Annotated in this window: 16 protein-coding genes; 8 read left to right on the top strand and 8 right to left on the bottom strand. The window is 52.3% G+C overall.

Annotation, left to right across the window (positions count from 1 at the left end):
* From HBA55_RS04025 to HBA55_RS03995, 7 genes are all read right to left on the bottom strand, one after another.
* Window positions 1-762 (bottom strand): N-acyl homoserine lactonase family protein, encoded by a 762-nt coding sequence (locus HBA55_RS04025; protein ID WP_166987400.1) that lies wholly within the window; start codon window positions 760-762, stop codon window positions 1-3.
* Window positions 759-1,238 carry a (2Fe-2S)-binding protein gene (locus HBA55_RS04020; RefSeq protein ID WP_166987397.1) on the bottom strand — a complete coding sequence of 160 codons (480 nt, stop codon included), beginning with the start codon at window positions 1,236-1,238 and terminating at the stop codon, window positions 759-761. The genes HBA55_RS04025 and HBA55_RS04020 overlap by 4 nt, the downstream gene beginning before the upstream one ends.
* 3 nt (window positions 1,239-1,241) lie before the next feature.
* Window positions 1,242-2,144, bottom strand: a complete 903-nt coding sequence (locus HBA55_RS04015; protein ID WP_166987394.1) for an FAD binding domain-containing protein — start codon at window positions 2,142-2,144, stop codon at window positions 1,242-1,244.
* 16 nt (window positions 2,145-2,160) lie between these two features.
* On the bottom strand, window positions 2,161-2,940 hold the full coding sequence (locus tag HBA55_RS04010) for an enoyl-CoA hydratase-related protein (RefSeq protein WP_166987391.1): 780 nt from the start codon (window positions 2,938-2,940) through the stop codon (window positions 2,161-2,163).
* Window position 2,941: 1 nt separating this feature from the next.
* The gene (locus tag HBA55_RS04005; protein WP_166987388.1) at window positions 2,942-3,490 is read right to left on the bottom strand and encodes an SRPBCC family protein; all 549 of its coding nucleotides are present in this window, start codon (window positions 3,488-3,490) and stop codon (window positions 2,942-2,944) included.
* Between the two features lie 96 nt (window positions 3,491-3,586).
* On the bottom strand, window positions 3,587-5,425 hold the full coding sequence (locus HBA55_RS04000) for a feruloyl-CoA synthase (protein WP_166987385.1): 1,839 nt from the start codon (window positions 5,423-5,425) through the stop codon (window positions 3,587-3,589).
* Window positions 5,426-5,500: 75 nt separating this feature from the next.
* Window positions 5,501-7,840 (bottom strand): TonB-dependent receptor, encoded by a 2,340-nt coding sequence (locus tag HBA55_RS03995; RefSeq protein ID WP_166987382.1) that lies wholly within the window; start codon window positions 7,838-7,840, stop codon window positions 5,501-5,503.
* Between the two features lie 207 nt (window positions 7,841-8,047).
* On the opposite strand from HBA55_RS03995, the gene HBA55_RS03990 reads away from it, so the two are divergent.
* The 5 genes from HBA55_RS03990 (at window position 8,048) to HBA55_RS03970 (ending at window position 14,997) form a co-directional block, all read left to right on the top strand.
* Window positions 8,048-9,433: an MFS transporter gene (locus tag HBA55_RS03990; protein ID WP_206019504.1), complete on the top strand. Its 1,386-nt coding sequence runs from the start codon at window positions 8,048-8,050 to the stop codon at window positions 9,431-9,433.
* Window positions 9,434-9,623: 190 nt separating this feature from the next.
* Window positions 9,624-11,822 carry a TonB-dependent receptor gene (locus tag HBA55_RS03985; protein WP_166987378.1) on the top strand — a complete coding sequence of 733 codons (2,199 nt, stop codon included), beginning with the start codon at window positions 9,624-9,626 and terminating at the stop codon, window positions 11,820-11,822.
* Window positions 11,823-12,068: 246 nt separating this feature from the next.
* Window positions 12,069-13,709, top strand: coding sequence for an AMP-binding protein (locus tag HBA55_RS03980; RefSeq protein ID WP_338109352.1), 1,641 nt, complete (start codon window positions 12,069-12,071; stop codon window positions 13,707-13,709).
* A gap of 3 nt (window positions 13,710-13,712) precedes the next feature.
* The gene (locus HBA55_RS03975) at window positions 13,713-13,994 is read left to right on the top strand and encodes a hypothetical protein (RefSeq protein WP_166987372.1); all 282 of its coding nucleotides are present in this window, start codon (window positions 13,713-13,715) and stop codon (window positions 13,992-13,994) included.
* Window positions 13,981-14,997, top strand: a complete 1,017-nt coding sequence (locus tag HBA55_RS03970) for a winged helix-turn-helix transcriptional regulator (protein WP_166987369.1) — start codon at window positions 13,981-13,983, stop codon at window positions 14,995-14,997. Before HBA55_RS03975 ends, HBA55_RS03970 begins: the two co-directional genes overlap by 14 nt.
* Here the strand turns inward: HBA55_RS03970 and HBA55_RS03965 are convergent.
* On the bottom strand, window positions 14,971-15,963 hold the full coding sequence (locus HBA55_RS03965) for a winged helix-turn-helix transcriptional regulator (RefSeq protein WP_166987366.1): 993 nt from the start codon (window positions 15,961-15,963) through the stop codon (window positions 14,971-14,973). The two genes, HBA55_RS03970 and HBA55_RS03965, sit on opposite strands and share 27 nt — an antisense overlap.
* 276 nt (window positions 15,964-16,239) lie before the next feature.
* Between HBA55_RS03965 and HBA55_RS03960 the strand changes: the two genes are divergently transcribed.
* From HBA55_RS03960 to fadB, 3 genes are all read left to right on the top strand, one after another.
* Entirely contained in the window at window positions 16,240-16,944 is a 705-nt protein-coding gene (locus HBA55_RS03960) for a transglutaminase-like domain-containing protein (RefSeq protein WP_166987363.1), read from the top strand.
* A gap of 408 nt (window positions 16,945-17,352) precedes the next feature.
* The gene (locus HBA55_RS03955; RefSeq protein WP_166987360.1) at window positions 17,353-18,609 is read left to right on the top strand and encodes a thiolase family protein; all 1,257 of its coding nucleotides are present in this window, start codon (window positions 17,353-17,355) and stop codon (window positions 18,607-18,609) included.
* 21 nt (window positions 18,610-18,630) lie between these two features.
* On the top strand, window positions 18,631-20,787 hold the full coding sequence (gene fadB, locus HBA55_RS03950; protein ID WP_166987357.1) for a fatty acid oxidation complex subunit alpha FadB: 2,157 nt from the start codon (window positions 18,631-18,633) through the stop codon (window positions 20,785-20,787).
* Window positions 20,788-20,896: the final 109 nt, after the last annotated feature.

Below are 20,896 nucleotides of genomic sequence, written 5' to 3'. Positions count from 1 at the left end.
TCAGTCGTAAAACTCGACGCCTTTTTTCAGCGCCAGCCACTGCTGCGGGTCATGCCCACAAATCACGGTGGCGCCAGAGCGCTCCACACGTTTGATTTCCAAAAGCGAATCCATCAGTACATCAGGGTTCCAAGTGGTTTTGGGAATGATTTCCCGATCCAGATTTTCCCGCACGCTGACAGCGTCAGAGGCCAACAGGAATGAGCCACTTTTGTCCAGATTGGCAATGGCGCCGGTCATGCCCGGCGTATGTCCCGGCAAAGGCAGGAGCAGGATGCGGTCATCCCCGAAGATATCGGTCTGACTGTCGATCGTGTTTAACGGCATGGGGTGCTGCCAATCGGCCGGAATATAGCCCTGCTGAACAGAGTCTGCCTCGCTGACCTTGGCGAACTCCGCTGCGTGGACAAAAAATGTGGCTTTTTTAAAATACTCGTTACAGCCGCAGTGATCCGAGTGGTAGTGGGAGTTAATCACCACATCAATATCGTCGGGCGCCAACTGCAAACGATCCAATTCCGCCATCAGATGATCACTGGTATCCATAATCGGTGTCATGGCGCGGGCCATTTTGCCCCAGCGGCCCTCGGCGTCATCCACCACGCTGGGGTGACAACCGGTATCAAAGAGCACATTGCCCTGAGCGTGTCGAAACAAAACGCAGTTGACGGGCAAATCAATCTTTTCGCCTTTTTGCGCATCCGGATAATAAACGCCGCGATTCATGCGCAGTTTGCCGCCGGATAAGATGTGCATTTTCATTGAGAGCGTACCTCGTCTCTTGCCGCTGCCACGGCGTCCACTATGTTTTGATAACCGGTGCAACGGCAGATATTGCCGGACAAACCTTCGCGAATGTCTTCTTCCGTTACCAAGGGGTACTTGTTTAACAGGTCTTCGGCGGTTGCCAACATGCCGGGTGTGCAAAAACCGCATTGAAGACCGTGGCATTGCTGAAATTTTTCCTGCACTACGCTCATTGAATCCGGTTTGCCATGGGCCTCTACTGTGGTCACCTCGGCGCCGTCCACCTGTATCGCCAGGGTGAGGCACGAACGCACGCTGTCACCGTTGACCAGCAAGGTGCAGGCACCACAAATACCGTGTTCGCAGCCGATATGAGTACCGGTCAGATTCAACTCGTTGCGCAGAAAGTCTGCCAACAGCAGTCGCGGTTCAACTTGGCGCACCACTTTCTCGCCATTCACGGTGAGAGAGATGGTTTTAAGGTTGCTCATTGCTCAGTCCTCATCGGTCTGCCCCTGTAATCGTTGCCAGGCGGTCTTTAGTGTTTGCTGACTCATGGTATAAGCCAGATGACGGCGATAGTCGGCCGAGGCATGCAGGTCGCCGTTGGGCTGGATCGTATCTCGAATAACGCTTGCCACCTGCTCCAACAAGGGGTCGTCGATATGTTTGGCACCGCTGAGGAGTTGCTCGGCGACTTCAATGCGTACCGGTGTTTCATCCACCCCCATCAGCGCTATGCGGACATCCCCAATTTTTTTTCCTCCGGTAAGGAAGTTACCACTCCAGCTCAGGATTACGGCGACGGAACACAGGGCGAAGTCGCCACTGCGCTGGGCAAATTCATCAAAGGCGTAAGCGCTGCGTTTGGGTAAACCGGGAAACTCCACCTGGACCAGAATTTCGTTTTCTTCAAGATCTGTTGTTAGTGCCCCGAGAAAAAAATCTCTGGCGGCAACCTGGCGTAAACCATTGGGGCCGGCGACGTGTAAGTGAGCATCCAGTAACACCGCCATCATCGGCAGCTCTGCCGCCGGGTCTGCGTGAGACAAACTGCCCCCGATGGTGCCACGGTTACGAATGGCGAGGTGGGCCACATACTGCATGGCTTCGTGAATGACCGGAAAACGCTCCTCCACCAGCTTGGAGGTTTCCATCTCGTGATGTCGGGTTAAGGCGCCGACACTCAGGCCGCGCCCCTTGGTTTCGCGGATACCACGCAGCTCGTCTATGCGGCTGATATCCACCAGCAGCTCCGGTGCCAGCAGGCGAAAGTTCAGCATCGGCATAAGACTTTGGCCACCGGCGATAATTTTAGCGTTATCACTGCTGGCCAATAGCTTCAGCGCATCGTCCAGGGTTTGGGGTCTCTCGTAGTCGAAAGCGGCGGGTTTCATAATTACTTCTCTGTCGCTAGCGGCCAATAAAACGAGGGGTGCGCTTTTCGGCAAAAGCCTGGCGGCCTTCATGGTAGTCCTGGCTTTCGCCGGCGGCTTTAATCAGTGCTTCGGCGGCCTCGACCACCTGCTCATTGGCGGTAATTTCGAGGCTATTGAGGATGGCTTTGCTACCGGCGATCGTGAGAGGCGCAGACTCTGTCAAACGCACCGCGAGCACCTGTAGCGCAGACTCGAATCCGTTTTCTTCTGTGAGTTCGTCTATTAACCCGACTTGATAAGCAAGGTTGGCATTGAGACGCTCGCCGGTGTAGAGAATACGCTTGGCCCAGGTCAGTCCCACCAGGGCCAGAAGATTCTGCGTCTCGCGCAACCCATAAACAATGGACATGCGCGCGGCAGGAATAAAAAGGCAGGCGCCGGGAGCGGCGACCCGAAAGTCGCACGCCATGGCCAGCCCCAGGCCGCCACCGACACAATAGCCCTCCACAGCGGCGATTACCGGTTTGGGGCACTCCATAATGGCGTCACTGGCGGCGTCCACCGCCTGCTCATAGTGGTGTACCTGTTGCTCGGTACTGCGAACCTCACCAAATTCGGATATATCCGCGCCGGAACAGAAATTACCGCCGGCACCGGCCAATGTAACAACTCTGACCGTGTCGTCGCTTCCCAGCTCTTCCATCACGGATTTGATTTGCCGCCACATAGAGAGCGTGACACAGTTTTTTTGTTGCGGTCGATTGAGCGTTACCCGGGCAATACCCTCAGCTACGGAAATCAGAATCTCATTCATATCAATCAGCTACCTTGGTTTGGATACCCAGCAGGCGTTTGATCAAGATCAACAGGCGCTCCCAGAGGCCCGGGCCTGATGGTGCCGCCTCCGTCTGGGGCAGAACACCGCCGTTACTGATAACCTCGGTAAACTGATGGAAGAATCGTTCAGCCCATTTGCGAGCGGTTGATTCCACCAGGCGTGTGCCCAGTTGTGCGAGTTTGCCGCCCAGATTGGCCTCGACCCGATAATCCAAGCGAGTGGCGTCGCCCTGCTCTGTGAGCTTGACCTTGATAACCGCGCTGGCAAACCCGGCCACACCTCCCTTGCCACTGGCAGTGAGAGTGTAACTCTCTGGTGCGACGCTTTCCGAAATGACCGCATCGCCCTTGAATACGGCTTTGATGGGCCCCACCTTGGCCGCTACCGTGGCTTCCAGTTCGGTCGGGGATTTGGCTTCCAGGGACTGACAGTCCGGCACCGCCTGGCCCAGAATCGCGGGGTCGTTCAAATGCTCCCAGACTTTCTCTCGGGAGAATGGCAACAGCGTATCACCAGTGATTTCCATAGTTTGCCCTCGCTTGTTTCTACAACTCAATATTCTTGCGAACTTGAACTTATATTGAGCCATTTAGTTCGGCTTTGCAAGATATTTTTCGGAGCATCAGTCTGTTTTGATGATGTGTGACCCCTGTCCGGAGTACAGTGCCTCTACCGTGGTATTACGGTTTTGCAGTATCGAGCGCTGGTTCAGATAGCCCTTATCGGTAATCTCACCCTGTTCAAAGGAGGGAATATCCGGCAATAGCGCAGCGCGCCGAATACGGGTAGAGCTCGCGGGGTGCTGTAGGTTGTACTGCTGAAGCCGCTCTTGGATGATGTCTTGCAATGCCTCGTTGTCTGCCAGCATTGAGAGATCCAGGTGATGTTCTGATGTGATAGCGGCCTGGCAGGCTTCCTGATTAAGAAAGATCAACACACCGATATAATCCCGGTCATGGCCCGTCACCACCACATCCTGTGCCAGTGGAGACAGTACGGATAGTACATTCACTCGCAAAGCCCCGGTGGCCACCCAGGTGCCCGAAGTGAGTTTGAATTCCTCCGCCAGGCGTCCGTCAAAAACGATTCCCTTATCCAGTGCGTTATCGTCGTATAGCCGACAGGCGTCACCCATGATCCAGAATTGTTCGCTGTCGAGACTGGCGTCGGTTTTCTCGGAATGGTTAAGGTAACCGGGTGTGACGTTGGGGCCCCTTACACGGATTTCAAATCGGTCGCCCCTGGGAATAAATTTGAGTTCGACACCCGGCAAGGGAACGCCAATCATCCGCGGCGTATCAATGGGGTAATGTACGATGGACGCCATCGGTGAGGTTTCCGTCGATCCCCAGCCACCAATCACCGGGATTTCCCGGTCTCCTGTGTCTTGCAGTGTCGATTTAAATCGTTTCCACATCGCCTCGGGCATAGCGGCTCCAGCTGAAAATACCAGCTTCAGACGGTGGCAAAACGCCGCCTTGAGTTCGTCGTCTGCCTCTAAACGTGGTATCAGTTCGCCAAAGCCCTTGGGCACTCCCATATAGATTGTGGGTGAAATATCCTTGATGTTTCGTGTCGTGTATTCCAGTTCGGAAGGCAGAGGCTTTCCTTCGTCAATGTAAAAACTGCCGCCATTGAACAACGCCATATTAAAATTGAGGCTGCCGCCGAAGGTATGGCTCCAGGGTAACCAATCCAGCAGTACCGGTGCCTCTTCTGTTAGAAACGGCCAGACCTGCCCAATGGCTTGCTGATTGGACAGCATCATGTTCTGTGTGGTGATCACGCCCTTTGGGTCACCGGTGGATCCAGAGGTGAACATGATTTTTGCCACGCTATCGTGGCCCACACGCTCGTAGCTACTCTGAACCAGAGAACCCGGGGGCGTATCCTGCATGGCATCGATTGATACCGCCTCAATGTCGGCGGTTCCCGTGCTGGAGGAAACCACGGTAACCCCGGACAAATCCAGCGCCCTCAATGCTCTTTGATATCTTTCAAGGTCGCCTGCGTAAACCAGTCCCGGTCGAACCTGGGCATAAACGCTTTTTAGTTTCAGAAAGTCCTTGGACATCAGGGAATAGGCCGATGAAATCGGCGCGACCGGAATACCCACATACATGGCTGCCAAAGACAAGAGCGCATTGTCGATTGAATTTTCTGAAAGAATCATGACGGGTTTGTGCTGAGACAGACCGATATTCAAGTAGTACTGCGCTATGGATTCCACCTTTGTCAGGACTTGGCTGTAGTTGAGCGTTCGCCATCGCTCAGCATCGCTTCGTTCCCCCAGAAAGATATGATGTGGTTTGTCTGTCGCCCACCGGCGCAGATAGGCGCCCAGGCTTTTTTCATAGGTGCCCAGTTGAAGTGATTGCGTCAGGGTAAAAGAACCATCATTGTTATCCGTTCTACGCACCTCTACCGGTGCAAATACACTGCTTTTGAGTTTTGTTGTCATCGTTACCATGCCCTAAGGAGCTGATCGCTCACAAATACAAATTTTCAGTCATGCGCCGTCCCTGGCGTTTATGTGTCAGAACAGGTATTCCATTGACAAGCTCCACTCGCGTCCTCTGGCGTAGGTCGATTCGGAATAGGACGAGGCAGACGCTATGGCTGAGTTTCCAGACACTCGATAAAGCTCATCGGTCAAATTGGATATAGCCAGTGAAACGTTGATGTTCTCATCCGGAGAGTTCCAGATCACAGCGGCATTAACGATACTGTAGCCTTCCTGCGCGGTATCTTCAGAGTTGAGGGCATCGAAGTAGACATCATCACGATAAGCCCAATCCACTCTCGGTGTGAAGACGCCCCAATCGCCGAGATTCAAGCTGTAAGCCACCCCGAGGCTGGCAGAAAGCTTGGGCGTGTGCGGCAGATCGTTGTCCAGCAAAACGCCACTGGCAATAAGATCATCGCTAAGCTGCTCATACTGGGCATCGATATAACCCAAACCACCGACGATTTGAATTTCGGGAGTGGGCACCCAAGTCCATTCCAGCTCCATACCTTCGATCTTGGCCTCACCCGCGTTGAAGGTCAGCGGTGCAAAATCTTCCCGGATCACAAACTGCAAGTCGGTGTAGTCGGTGGAGAAAAAGGCGCCGTTGAGGCGCAGAGACTCATCAAATAAAGTTGCCTTGAATCCCAGTTCGATGGTTTCTGCTTTCTCAGGACCAAAGGGGCGGCTGGCATTGCCGGGCTTAATCACACGGGCACTGTAACCTCCGCTTTTAAAACCCTCCGAAAAAGTCAGATAAGTCATAACTTCAGGGGTCCAGCGATAGGCGATGTTAAGCATTGGCGTGGTGTCAGAGAAGGTTTGATCCTGCCAGACTTCGGGGTAGAACTGGGTACCTGCGGGAACAATGGCAACTGTACCCCCACCTCCCAACGTTGGGTAAACCCGGTCATTGAAAGGATGGACATAACCACCGGCGCCGTCGCCCTCGTCCGCAGTGATCGGGAAAAGGTAAGCGTCAGAGATAGTAAATTGCAGCGGTTTGAACGCCTTGGTTTCCTCGGTCCATCTTAGACCGGCCGTCAGGCTAAGTTGATCGGTCAGGTCATAGGTGATTTGCCCGAATACCGCCTGGGAGTCGTTTTCCACATCACCACCGGTATTAAAATCCCCCACCGCTGTGGCAACAAAGTAGTCATCGGTTGCGGTTTCTTCAAAGTAATACAAACCAAACAACCAGGTCATTTGATCCTCAAATGCGGTCCCGGAAAATTGCAATTCCTGACTGAATTGATCCTGAGTATCATCGTTGACGGAGTGCAGTATCTTCAGAGGTGTATTGTCTGCATCGCGCGAGCCCGTCCATTCCATTTCCCGAAAGGCGGTAATGGACTTCACGGAAAACGCCCCCAGGTCCCAGCTGACAGTGACATTTGAGCCCACACTCTCGAACGTGGATAACGCAGGAAAGGTCCCGTAGTTGGCATAGGGGCCGGCACTCCAATCCCCGCTGGTACAGCGTTCGCTCAGGGACGAATCGATGGTTGGACAAACCCGACCGATCTCCAGCGCCGCGAACAGGCCACTGGTGTTGAGCCCGTTAAAAACAATGGGACTGCCGCTCTCCGCCTCCTTGGTATAATCGAGACTCCAGAACACCTCAATATCGCCGGACGCTGACCATTCAACGGCGATGCGCCCGCCCAGGCTCTCATCGTCCCCCAACTGCTCGCCCGTTAACACACGGTCCACATAGCCGTCGCGTTTGCGGGAACCCATAGCGATATTGGTCAGCAAGGTGTCACTGATGGGTACGTCGACACTGATTTGTGCGTCGCGGCGAGAGTCTGTACCCACTTTCACCGATGCGCTGCCACCAAACTCCTGCGATGGTCTGCGCGTGGTAATATTGATGGCGCCACCAATGGTATTGCGACCAAACAGTGTTCCCTGAGGCCCCCTCAGTACCTCGATGCGATCCAGATCGACAAAGTCCAATGTTGCCCCCACCGACCTTGCGTAGTAAACATCATCAATATAAAGACCCACCGCCGGATCATTGGTAGGCAAATATTCGGTTTGGCCAATGCCCCGAATAAAGATTTGCGAAGAGGCGTTACTGCCTCCGCCGGGTGCCTGGGAAGAAAAAGAGAGATTTGGCGTAATCTGAGTCAGCTGATCCGAAGAGTCGATTTGCCGGGTTTTCATGTCACTGGCGGTAAAGGCGGCCACTGAAATGGGCGTATCCTGCAGACTCTCCTCCCGTTTTCGTGCGGTAACGACCACCTCCTCAATTTGAAAGCCTGCCGATTGTGACATTACCTGAGGGGAAGCCATCGCCAAGGCCCCGGTCATCATCAATAGGTGCAGAAGCTTCTCTTTATTAAAAAAGGGTTCTTTATTTATCATTTATCTAACTCCTCTATCTTTTATCTTTGAAGAACATCCAAAGTTAATATTCTTTCATACCTGAACTAATGGAGAGTGGATATTAGTTCATATTTGAAAGAAAAAGAAGCGTCATTTGCAGTGATGGAATAATTAATTCGAATAAAATGAAGAAGTGGAAAGACACAGCTGTTATAAAACTCGGAGGCACGCCATTTTCTTGCATAGGTGAACTTATTGGATTATATTAAGTTCATCTCTGCAAGATTTAATAATAATAGCCTCAACTTGGGAGTCGTGTTGATGCAAGTAGATTTACAGCGGTCAATCCAACAATCGCCGATGTCACCTTTTCAGGTTCGGGCCATTGTTATATGCCTGATGATTAATATGCTGGATGGTTTTGACGTTCTCGTGATGGCGTTTACGGCCGCCTCTGTCTCTAAGGAGTGGGGCCTGCAGGACAGCCACTTGGGCATACTGCTCAGTGCCGGTCTTGTTGGCATGGCCATTGGTTCTCTGGTGCTGGCACCCCTGGCGGACAAGTATGGCCGCCGACCATTGATTATCGTGTGCCTTCTGATTATCAGCGTCGGCATGTTTCTCTCCGCTTTGGCGCAAAACAGCTACCAGATGGCCATACTGCGCCTTATCACCGGTCTCGGCATTGGTGGCATGTTGGCAAGCTTGACGGTTATTGTCTCCGAATATTCATCTGACAGATGGCGCAGCATGGCCATCTCCTGCTTGCAGGCCGGCTACCCGATCGGTGCCGTTGTCGGTGGCATCATTGCCACTTTCCTGATCAGTGAATACGGATGGCGATCCGTGTTTATGTTTGGTGCTATTGCCTCTTTTTCGATGATCGCTCTGGTTATACCAGGAGTTCCTGAATCTCTCGACTTCCTTATTTCCAAGCGCACTAAGAATGGAAAAGACAAAATCAATGATCTACTTGGAAAACTCGGTAGAGCCCCAATAGATACGTTTCCAGAATTACCTTCTGGTGATTCCAGACCCGCAGCCAGTATCAGCAACCTGTTCAGCCAGCCCCTTAAACGCACTACGCTTATGTCCTGGACGTCGTTTTTTATGGTGATGTTCAGTTTCTATTTCGTACTCAGCTGGACACCAAAGTTGTTGGTGGCTGGAGGATTATCGCCAGAAGGCGGAATTACCGCAGGGGTATTAATCAATGTGGGGGGCGTGGTCGGTGGTTTGCTGCTTGGCTATATCTCATCTCGGGTGCAACTCAATAAGCTGATCGGTACTTATATGGTGCTGACCGCCGCGATTATGGTGCTATTCGGAGTGTTTTCTTCCAATACCATTATTGCGCTTGGGCTTGGCGTCGTAATCGGATTTTTCCTGTTCGGCTCCATGATTGGTTTATATGCGCTGGTTCCGGTTCTCTACCCCACCGAGATCAGAACGACAGGGATGGGATGGGCGATCGGTGTAGGCCGGGTGGGCGCGATTCTATCGCCCTTGATCGCCGGCGCACTGCTGGAGTTGCAGTGGAACAACACGCTGCTGTTTATCGTTTTTTCGCTACCGTTGGTGCTTTCGGTAATCACCGTAAGGACGATTAAAACCTCCGTGATTCCTTCGTAAGGACATTGCACGGACAAAACCAATCGCCTTCGGTGCGGGCTGCTACAGAGAATAGTGCCGAAATGGCTTGAGTAAGTGTCATTGACTACAGAATCTGATTTAAAGGAGCCTCCAATGAATGATTAACCCACCCCCAGCTGTTGGTACGAATTTCATAAACATAAAAATCAAGATTAGAGAGAAGGTCGATATGAAAACAGCATTTAAACAATCCGTGATAACACTGGCCGTCACACTGGCTTCCGCTTCTGTGGTAGGCGATGTCAGCTCGCTGCTGGAAGAGGTTATGGTGACAGCTCAGAAAAAGTCCACCACTGAAGCTGCCCAGGATGTTCCTATCTCAATATCCGCATACTCGGGCGACAAAGTGGAGGCAATGTTTGCCGTTAATTTGACCGATGTCGGTCTGACCGCACCCAATGTGAATTTAACGCCCTTGGCCACCTCACCCGGCGTGGCCAACTTCACCATCCGTGGTATGGGAACCGTAAGCCAAAGCATCCCGTCCTCAGACCCCGCTGTTGGGGTTGTTATGGATGGCATTTCCTACGGCACCATTTTCGGCGTCAACACCGATTTGTTTGATCTGGAATCTCTGGAGGTACTGCGAGGTCCACAAGGTACCCTTTTCGGTCGTAACGTTACCGGCGGCGCCATTGTGATGCGATCCACACGGCCCGGCGAGGAATTTGAGGGCAAGATCAAGGCAACCGTTGGTTCTCACTCCCGTAAGGATATTATGGCGCTGGTGAGTGGTCCATTGAATGACAACTGGGGAGCCAAACTGGCCGTACTTTCGAAAGACCGCGACGGGCTCTGGGATTACGATGATTCACTCAATCGGAGCGGCCGGCAGGGTGACGCCGAGTCGCTGCTTATTCGGCCGGCTATTCGCTATTCGAATGACTCCATGGAAGCCATTTTGATTGCAGAATACGGTGATATGGAAGGCGAAGGCGCCGGAACCCGGAATTGGGAAATCGATGGTGTACAGATTCGGGATCCCTATGAGGCCAGCGAATCGACTCAGGGCAATATTGCCGAAAGTAATCTGGAATGGTTTAACCTGATGCTGGAGACCAATTGGGAGCTCAGGGACGGCCAACTGACGACAGTACTCGGATACCGCGATCTGGAGCAACAGGCAAGTTCCGACATTGACGGTGTCTTCGATCAGTCCCGATTTGAATTTGGCCGGGGCACCGGCCTGGACCAGGAGCAAACCAGCCTGGAAGTCCGCTGGGCAGGCGACGTCACCGACAAGATCAGTCTGACCACCGGTATCTACTTGTTCAGCCAGGAATACACCTACAGCGAACGGCGCTTCATTGTTAACGCTTTTGACAGACGAGGCGTTTCCACCATTGAACATGCCACAGCAGGTATCTTCGCACAGGCGGATTACCGGTTGTCGAATTCACTGGCACTGACGGTGGGCGCGCGCTACTCTCAGGAAAGCAAGGATGCGGAAATCGGCGTAATCGGTGATCCCAACGCCATCGGTAACTGCGCTTCCCAGAGCGGCCCTCCCTTTGATCAGTCTGAAGTGTCACTGAGCGATTGCGTTCCGGCCCTGGTTGATGATGAGAGCTGGAGCAACTTCAGTCCGAAGATCGGCCTGACCTGGGATGTCAATGAAGATGTGATGGCATTTGCCAGCTACTCTCGCGGTTTCCGAAGTGGTGGATACAATGTTCGTTTTACCGATTTGTCGTTTGTAACGCCTAATCCTTCATCAACTCCTGGGCCTTACAACGAGGAAGTGGTGGACGCCTTTGAGTTGGGCATTAAGTCCACACTGTTGGATGGCAGGCTGCGGGCAAATCTGTCTTTGTTCCATAACCAGTATGATGATCTTCAGCGTACAGCACTGAACGCCAACTTTACCCAGGAAATTCTTAACGCTGCAACAGCGACTATCCGAGGTATCGAGTTTGATGCAACCTATGCGGTGACCGACAACCTGGTTCTCGAAGCCAGCTGGGGTTATCTCGATCCGAGCTATGACGAAGCGGACTTTCTCACTCAAACGACAGGCAAGTCAGCCTCTTCTTTCGACTTCACCATGGTGCCTGAGAATACGCGCAGTGCTGCGGCAACTTACGACCTGGCACTTTCTGACATAGGCACCTTAACCTGGCGGCTGTCGTACTCTTTTGTTGACGAGATGGCGACGGACGACTTCAATCGCCAAAGAGTCAGTCAGTACGAGCTCTACGACGCCAGTGTCAAGTTCACCAATAGCGACGAGAACCTCACAGTATCGCTCTTCGGTCGCAACCTGAAAGATGAGGTCTATTTTGATTTCGCCTTTAATCTTGTGGGCTTGAGATCGGCGTTCCTGACTCCCCCTAGAACCTACGGTGTGGAACTGACCTACGAGTTCTGACCGCAGCGACGGCTGTCTCTGCAGGACAGCCGTCTCTTTCCTTGTCCTTTGCTAAAAAATACTGAATAAGACCATTCGCCTTTAGACCATTTTCCTATAAATTCAAACCGTTAATGAAAAACTTGTCATCGTCTAAAGTAGATACATAAGGCTCAAGAGTGATGAGGGTCTGAGTCATTAACCTTGGAGTGAAATCGAGTGAGCAGTCAAACACCAAGTTTCTTTTGCGGTACGTCGGATATACCCGTGATCTACAAAACAATAGGGAATGTCATTGATGAAACTATCGAACGTTTCCCGGATAATCCCGCCTTGGTGGTCAGTCACCAGAACGTCCGCTGGACTTACCGGGAATATCTGGAGCGGGTAGATCAATTGGCCACTGGACTGATTGCGCTGGGCGTCAAAGTCGGTGACCGAGTGGGGATGTGGGGGCCCAACAGTGCAGAATGGGCGCTGGTGCAGCTGGCGACGGCCAGAATCGGTGCCATTCTTGTCTGCATCAATCCGGCGTACCGTGTCAATGAACTGGAGTATGCCCTCAATAAAGTCGGTTGCCGGGTCGTCGTCACTGCAGAATTTTTTAAAACCAGCCAGTATCTGGACATGCTGCAGACACTGGCACCGGAGCTGGATCATTGTGTGCCCGGACGTTTGCGGGCTGAAAAGCTGCCGCTTCTTGAAATCATTATCCGATTGGGTAGTGGGAAGACCCCCGGCATGCTGAATTTCTCAGAGGTTTGCCGGTTGGGTAATCGACCCGAGTACGATCAGCTAGATGCCCTTCAATCAACCTTATCTCCTGATGACCCTGTAAGCATTCTATTCACCAGTGGAACCACAGGGCATCCCAAAGGGGCCACCTTGACCCATTACAATGCCCTCAACAACGGACTGATTCATGCCAGCGCGATGGGACTCTGTTCGGATGACCGGGTATGCATTCCGGTCCCTTTATACCATTGCATGGGGATGATCCTGGGGAACCTGGGATGCCTCACGACAGGCTCCGCAGCTGTTTACCCCAATGACGCCTTTGATCCCGGTATTACTTTGAAGACTCTTCAGGAGGAACAGTGTACCGCCGTACACGGTGTTCCCACCATGTTTGTGACCATGCTAGATCATCCTGCGTTTTCGGAATACGACCTATCCAAGCTGAGGACCGGTGTCATGGCCGGCGCTCCTTGCCCTATTGAGATTATGCGACATGTTATCGACGATATGAATATGAAGGACGTGTTGATCGGTTATGGGTTGACAGAATCGACCTGTAGCAATCACATCACGCATATGCAAGACCCTTTGGAAAAAAGGGTGGAAACCGTTGGTCGGGCCATGCCCTGGACTCAGGCAAAGATTATTGATGAGGAAGGGCAAGTCGTCCCCTGCGGCGTACCCGGTGAAATCTGCGTACGCGGTTATGGGGTGATGCAAAGCTATTGGGATGACCCCACCAAAACGGCAGAAACCGTTGATGCGGCTGGCTGGCTTCACAGCGGCGATACGGGCTCTATGGACCGCGACGGTTATGTGCGGATTGTGGGTCGACTCAAGGATATGATCATTCGGGGCGGCGAGAATATTTATCCAAGAGAGATTGAAGAATTTCTTTATACTCATCCGAAAATTTCAGAAGTGCAGGTGTTCGGTGTTGCGAATAAGAAATTGGGAGAAGAAGTCTGTGCCTGGATTCAACTGCATGACGGAGAAGCACTGACTGAGCAGGATGTCATCGATTTCTGCAGAGACAAGATTACCTATTTCAAAATTCCGAAATACATTCGCTTTGTCACCGAATACCCCATGACAGTTACCGGCAAAATCCAGAAAAACAAGATGAGAGAATTAATGGCGAACGAATTGTGTACAGAGGATCTTGGATAGCCTATGAAGACACGCAGTTTGCTCAGAGAAATGCTCTTGCGCACCAACAGCGCTCCCGTCATTGTGGAAATTGCCAAGCGGTATATGGAAGAGAACGAGTGGGGAAATGCGTTGCTGACTTTGGAAGCGGCGCTGGAAAGCTGTGACCGCGTCGACAAAGTACAGGTTTACCGTCTTCTCAGCACCGCCTATCGAAAAATCAATATGACTTATCGTTCAGAGGTCTATAAGGCACTGAATCTGGAATTGATCACGGAAGGTACTACCGCGAATGCCTGCCAATAACCCGGTTGCACCGTCCCCTTTTACCCCGTTGGTTGAGAATTGTTCGGTTGATCGCACACTGCAGGTTCTCTCAGATCCATGGACATCCCTGGTATTAAGGGAACTTTGGTTTGGCCTGCATCGATTTGGTGAATTTCAGGCGGTGCTGCAGATTCCGAAGGCAACTCTGACAAACCGATTGAAATCACTGTTGGATGCCGGACTGCTAAAACAGGTTCCTGGCCGGCAGGGAGGACTTCGTAAAGAATACCGTTTTACTGAAATGGGCGCGGAGCTTTACCCGATCATGTTAACTCTATTGAGCTGGGGGGATACCTGGTTGAGTCAGGAGCAGGGCCCCCCGATCAAACTGTTTCACAGACGCAACGGTGATCGTCTACGCGTTGATGTTATCTGCTCAAGCTGCAAGACCAGTGTTAACTCCACCAACGTGGCCTTTGAAAAAGGGCCAGGGGCGGGGGTTTCTCCATTGATCAACCACAGAAGTACTAATCGGTCGTCCAAGCCCGAGAATTTTACGACACCAAGAGCCTGCTCTGTCGCTCGAACCTTGCGAGTGCTGGGTGATCGCTGGTCATTTCTGCTCATTCGAGAGCTGTTTTTTGGTCGCCACCGATTTGACCCAATTCAGAGGCAGCTCAATATGTCCACCAGCGTATTGAGCAACAGAATCAAACAACTTGTTGATCACAAGATTATCGAAAAAAGTCGGTACGGGAAAAGCACCAGTCGATATGAGTACTACCTGACTGAGTCCGGGCTGGACTTGTACCCAAGCCTTCTCGCGATGATTCTCTGGGGAGATAAATGGCTACCCGCGAAAGGCGGCTCTCCCATACTGCTGCGGCATAAAACCTGTGGGCAGCTGTTCGAACCTGTTGTCGTTGACCAAAGCAAAGGGCTCCCCCTAAGTGCAAAGGAGGTTCGCTACGCCCCTGGCCCGGGCTGGAGCGTCAACTATGGCGAAGATCTATTGTTAAACCGGCTTCATATTTTGCAGTAGCAGGTCTTCACCGTAGACAACATCCCAACCGGGGCCGGGTTTGTACCCCATGTCCCGCGCAACAATGGGCTGTTTGCATGCCTTACAGACAACTTTGGGTTCAAATGCCTGTCCGCACTTTTTATGAATCAGCGTCAGAGGCGCTCCTTTGGAACCTGCCAGCCAGCGATCACCCCACTGAATCATCGCTAGAAAACTGGCATACAGATCCAGTCCTGATTTGGTCAGGTGGTACTCAAACCAAGTTGTCCCCTTTCCATAAGTGGAAGCTTCGATAATGTCATGGTCGATCAGCAGCTTGATGCGATTGCTGAGGATATTGGTAGCCATGCCGATTTGCTTCTGGATCAGATCGTATCGGTGCCGACCGAAAAACAGCTCGCGGATTAACAGGAATGACCAACGATCCCCAATTGCCTGTAACGACCTTGCCACCGAACAAGCCCTCGGTGCCGTAAAGTTATTGGGTTTTGAGGAGCGATTGGTCTTGGCCCAGGCCGCCAGAGGCTCCAGTCCCACTCCCGGTCCATCCTGATATTCCACATCTTTAGGGTTCACCTTGGTGCCACAGCAGGAGGTAATTACCTCTGCGTGACAACGTTTCCGGCAACTGCGATGGGTCAGTATCAGTGGCGCCCCTTCATCGGTTTTCGTCCATGTGTCTCCCCAACGCAACAGGGTCAACATGGTGGGGTAGAGATCCGCACCCATCTCCGTGAATCGATATTCCTTGCGACGCCCTCCCTCCCGACTGGGCTCTTGTTTCAGCAAACCCGCCGCCAACAGAGATTTGAGCCGGTTGGACAGCGTCGCACGGGGAATATTCAGCGTGGTCTGGAAGTCATCAAAGCGTCGCAGACCAAACCACAGTTCCCGCAGAATCAGAAAGGACCAGGGGTCCGACAGAATCTGCATGGTGCGGTGGACAGAGCAGGCTTCGAACAGGGGTTTAGCGGGGGTCGACAACGGGGCAGGGTCCATTGGATAAGTGTAAGAAAGTTGGTTCGAGCATAGCACAGCCCGTTTACAGCCGGAAGGCCTTGGTCATAATTGCTTTCTAATCTGAATTTTTGATCTTGTGAAGGTGAACTATTGATTCCGGGCCTCCAGGGTAGTCCCGTGGCTTGATCTTGAGGCAAAATGTCAATGAATTGGTCGCTTTAAGCCCTGGCTCTTGATCATCCCTTATGCTGTACTCTGGGGGAGCACAGGTAAAATCAATAAGCATCCGGGGGATTGGCAATGGGGATTCAAACAGCAATACCTGTAAGCGGAGAGCCGACGGCGGCCAGTCTGACCACGACGTCCACCATTGACTGCTGTCACCCGGCGATAGCGGTTTACGCTGAGGACAAGGTTCGAAATCTCGAGACCGACCTTGAACGTGCGGTAAAACTCTACTATTGCGTGCGCGATGAGATTCGCTACGATCCTTACAGCTTTGATTTTGCCCTCGAGTCCTTTGCTGCCAGCAGTACTTTGTCAGCGGGTATGGGCTGGTGCGTCCCCAAAGCCATTCTGTTAGCCGCCTGCTGCCGCTCGCAGGGAATTCCCGCGAGACTCGGTTTTGCTGACGTCAAGAACCATTTGTCGACGGAACGCTTGCGCGAAACCATGAAAACCGATGTGTTTCATTGGCATGGCTATACCTCCATCCATCTGAATGGAAAATGGGTGAAAGCCACGCCTGCGTTCAATATTGAGTTATGTGATAAGTTTGGCCTAAAACCACTAGAGTTTAATGGTCTTGAAGACTCGATTTATCATGAGTTTGATCGAGCCGGAAATCGCCATATGGAATACATACTGGAACGCGGTGAATACGATGACCTGCCGCTGCAGGAGATGCTGCACTTGTTTCGCGAAGTTTATGGAGGATTCTTTGATCACTCCAATCTGGGATCTCATTCATTCGATGATGACGTTGAGCGAGAGACTGCCCGCTGACTGGATCAAAAAGCAGATTGCTCACTGTTCTCCAACCTGACATTTTTTAGTCGTTCAATCCCCAGCTCAAAGCCCCCCCTGAATTTGTTTTTTCGGTGCGCGATTTTGAGCACAATCATACCTGCATATTAGGAGTCGAACTCCTGATTCACCGGGCTATTGGCTGATACCCTTCTTCAGCCTCATCCCCACACGGCTATTAAAGCCTGTATATAAATCAACGGCTTAGCGATTGCCCGTCCACTGGGAACGCTCTCGTTGACCCTTTTCCCGCCAGACGTTCAACGTGCCAAACCACAGTTTCAGAAATTCTTAAAGTTCATAGTCAATACCAAATTATCTCTTTACTTTTAAACCTGAACTATTTATCTTGCAAAGATGAACTTCTTATAAGGGGGATATCACCTAATGACCACTGACCCGACCCAAGGCCAGGGCATGCACTATGGCGACGCCTGGCTGATCGATGGTTGCCGCACAGGCTTTGGCGAAATTAACGGCACCCTGGCTAACATCTCCGCCACCGATCTCGGCATCGCTGTAGCCAAGGGGGTGCTGGAGCGCGGAAAGATCTGTGCCGGTGATATTGATACGCTGTTCACGGCCAACCTTTCCCCCTCCGACTTTGATGCCTACTTCCTGCCCCGCCATATCGGCCTTTACGCCGGTCTCGACCAGCGGGTACCCGCCATGCAATTGCAACGTTTGTGTGGGTCCGGATTTGAGCTGGTGACACAGGCGGCCGACATGTTGAAGTTGGGCAAATCCCAGGTGGTGATGACGGTGGGCACCGAGGTAATGTCTCGCAACCCTATCTCCTGTTTTAGCAACCGCGGTGGCTTTAAGCTCGGCCAGGTGGATTTTCGCGATTATCTGCTGGAGTCGTTTTTCGATACCGGAGCCGGTATTCCCATGGGTATGACCGCTGAAAATCTGGCGGATCAATACGGCATTGACCGAGCCGCTGTGGACGAGTTTGCCCAGCGCAGCTTTGAAAAAGCCCGACAGGCCCAGCAAAGCGGTTATCTGGACGACGAGATTATCCCTCTGAGTAACCAGGTGTTCGAAGCAGAGGGGCTCAAAGCCCGTCACCTCAGGCTGCCGAGGGGTGTAGAAGGCTTTGCCCAAGACGAACACGTGCGTGACACCAGTCTTGAATCCCTGGCCAAACTGCGGCCTTCCTTTAAGCGCGATGGTGTTCAGACTGCTGGCAACAGTTCCGGCATTGTCGATGGCGCTGCGACACTGGTGATTGTCAATGGAGACTATGTGAAACGCAGTGGCAATCGACCACTGGCGCGCGTTGTCGCCGCGAGTGCCGTGGGTGTTGATCCACACATTATGGGTATCGGGCCCGCGCCAGCCATTCGCAAGGTATTGGAATTGTCGGGGCTGGAGCTGGACCAGATTGACCGTTTTGAAATCAATGAAGCTTTTGGTGCCCAGTGCCTGGCTGTCGAAAAAGAGCTGGGACTGGATCCGGACAAGACCAACGTCAACGGCGGCGCAACTGCCTATGGCCACCCGCTGGCTGCCACCGGTGTGCGTTGCACTCTGACCCTTGCCCGCGAACTCAAGCGCAACGGTCTGCGCTACGGCATTGCCTCCGCTTGTGTGGGCGGCGGTCAGGGTTCCGCCGTTCTGATTGAAAATACCAACACCTGATTGACTGGAGACTGCACCGATATGTACTACGGCAACCAACTCAGTGTTATCCGTCTGGATAACGGACTGCTGGAATTGAGATTTGACGCCAAAGCGGCGTCGGTTAATGTTTTTGATAACGCAACGGTGGTGGAATTGGATCGGGCTCTTTCGTTGATAGAACAGAGCGAAGAGGCCTCCGGGCTGTTGATTACCAGCGGCAAACCGGTATTTATTGTCGGTGCCGACATCACCGAGTTCGAGGGTGAGTTTCTTAAGTCAGCCGAAGAAATGAAAGCTTACTTTGGTGTGAACAACCGCAACTTTAACCGACTCGAAGACCTGAAAATTCCCTCCGTAGTCGCAATCAACGGTTTTGCCCTGGGCGGTGGGCTGGAGTTTTGCCTGGCCTGTGATTATCGGGTGATGGCCAACAATACCAAGATCGGGCTGCCGGAAACCGGACTGGGTATTATCCCCGGCTGGGGTGGCACTGTGCGGGCCCCACGTTTGATGGGGCTGGTGAATGCCATGACCTGGGTGGGCGAAGCGGGCCAACACAAAGCAGAAGCTGCCCTCGAAGCGGGCGCCGTGGATGCAATAGCCGATGTTGATGTTCTACGAGACAAAGCTCTGGGACTGCTAAGGGGGGCCATCGAAAATAAGGCTGCCTTGGAGCAGCGTCGTGCACGCAAGACAAGTCCTGTCGATATTACACCGGAAGCTGCGGCAACGCTGGCGACAGAAGCAAAGACAAGAGTACTTAAACGCTCTCCTCGGTTGATTGCACCTATCGCTGCCATTGACTTATTACAGAGGTCTGCGAAAAGTGACCGTACGACGGCTCTGGAACAGGAGAGCGAGCTCTTTATCCAACTCACCAAGAACGAACAGTCCCGGGCGTTGATCGGCATTTTTATGAACGAGCAGTTGATCGGCAAGATCGCCAAAGGGCACGCAAAAAAATCCTCGCTACAGGTTGAGAAAGCTGCCGTCATTGGTGCTGGAATTATGGGCGGCGGTGTCGCCTATCAGAACGCGCTTAAGAAAATGCCTGTAGTAATGAAGGACATTAATCAGGCGGCGCTGGATCTGGGAGTCAGTGAAGCTGAAAAACTGCTCTCCAAGAAAGTCCGCCAGGAACGCATAAGCGATGAGCAAAAACTGAAGACCCTAGGTTTGATCAAACCGAGTCTTGATGATGCTGATTTGCAAGGCGGCAACGTTATTGTGGAAGCCGTGGTCGAAAACCTGAAAGTCAAAGAAAAGGTTCTTGCAGAACTGGAAAATCGACTGGCCAACAACGGCGTACTGGTCAGCAACACTTCAACTATCTCAATCTCTCGATTGGCCAAGGCGTTAAAGAAACCGGATAAATTCGCTGGCATGCACTTCTTTAATCCGGTTCATGCCATGCCATTGGTAGAGATCATTCGAGGTAAAAAAACCTCAGACGAAACCATTGCCGATGTGGTGGCCTACTCATTAGCACTGGGTAAGAAGCCCATTGTCGTCAACGACTGTCCAGCGTTTCTGGTCAACCGGGTATTGTTCCCCTACTTTCGCGCCTTCGAGTTGCTGATTCGTGACGGTGCTGACCTCAAACGCGTCGACGCCGTTATGGAAACCTGGGGCTGGCCAATGGGACCGGCCTATTTGTCAGATGTTTGCGGAATTGACACTATTCGCCATTGCCAGGATGAACTGGCTCAGGACCTGCCGGATCGCATGGATTTGGTTTCACCCTCCGTTATGGACAGCCTCTTCCAGCAGCAGCGTTTTGGACAAAAAAATGGTCTGGGATTCTACCAATACCAGGCCGATGCCCAAGGCCGGCCTCTGCGTAGCGATGATGAAGCCACGCTGACTTTGATTCGTGATTGCCAACAAACCCAGACAGACTTCAGCGATGAAGATATCGTCATTCGCTGTATGCTGGCCATGGCCATCGAGATGGCGCGCTGTATGGAAGAAGGCATTGTCGGAACCGCTGCCGAGGCCGATATGGCCTTGATTTACGGACTTGGTTTCCCCCGCTTCCGAGGTGGCATTCTGCGCTGGATGGATGAAGTAGGTACGCGCACTTTGTGCCAGTGGAGCGAACGGTTTGCTCCTTTGGGAGAAGCCTACCGGGTAACCGAACATATGCAGGAAATGGCCGAAGCCAACCAGAGCTTTTATCAGGTTTATCGAGGATGAAACACTCCTAAAGATCATCTCTCCTGTCGTCGGCTCATACATTGGTTCGAAATGCTGTCGCCTTCGTTGTATTTACGAGTTCGACTTATTACTCTGCAACACTATAGGA

It is taken from the genome of Pseudomaricurvus alkylphenolicus, assembly GCF_011683955.1.
Taxonomy (GTDB): Bacteria; Pseudomonadota; Gammaproteobacteria; order Pseudomonadales; family Cellvibrionaceae; genus Pseudomaricurvus; species Pseudomaricurvus alkylphenolicus.
The sequence above is the reverse complement of the archived record's forward strand: the minus strand, read 5'-3'. Positions and strand labels throughout refer to the sequence as shown.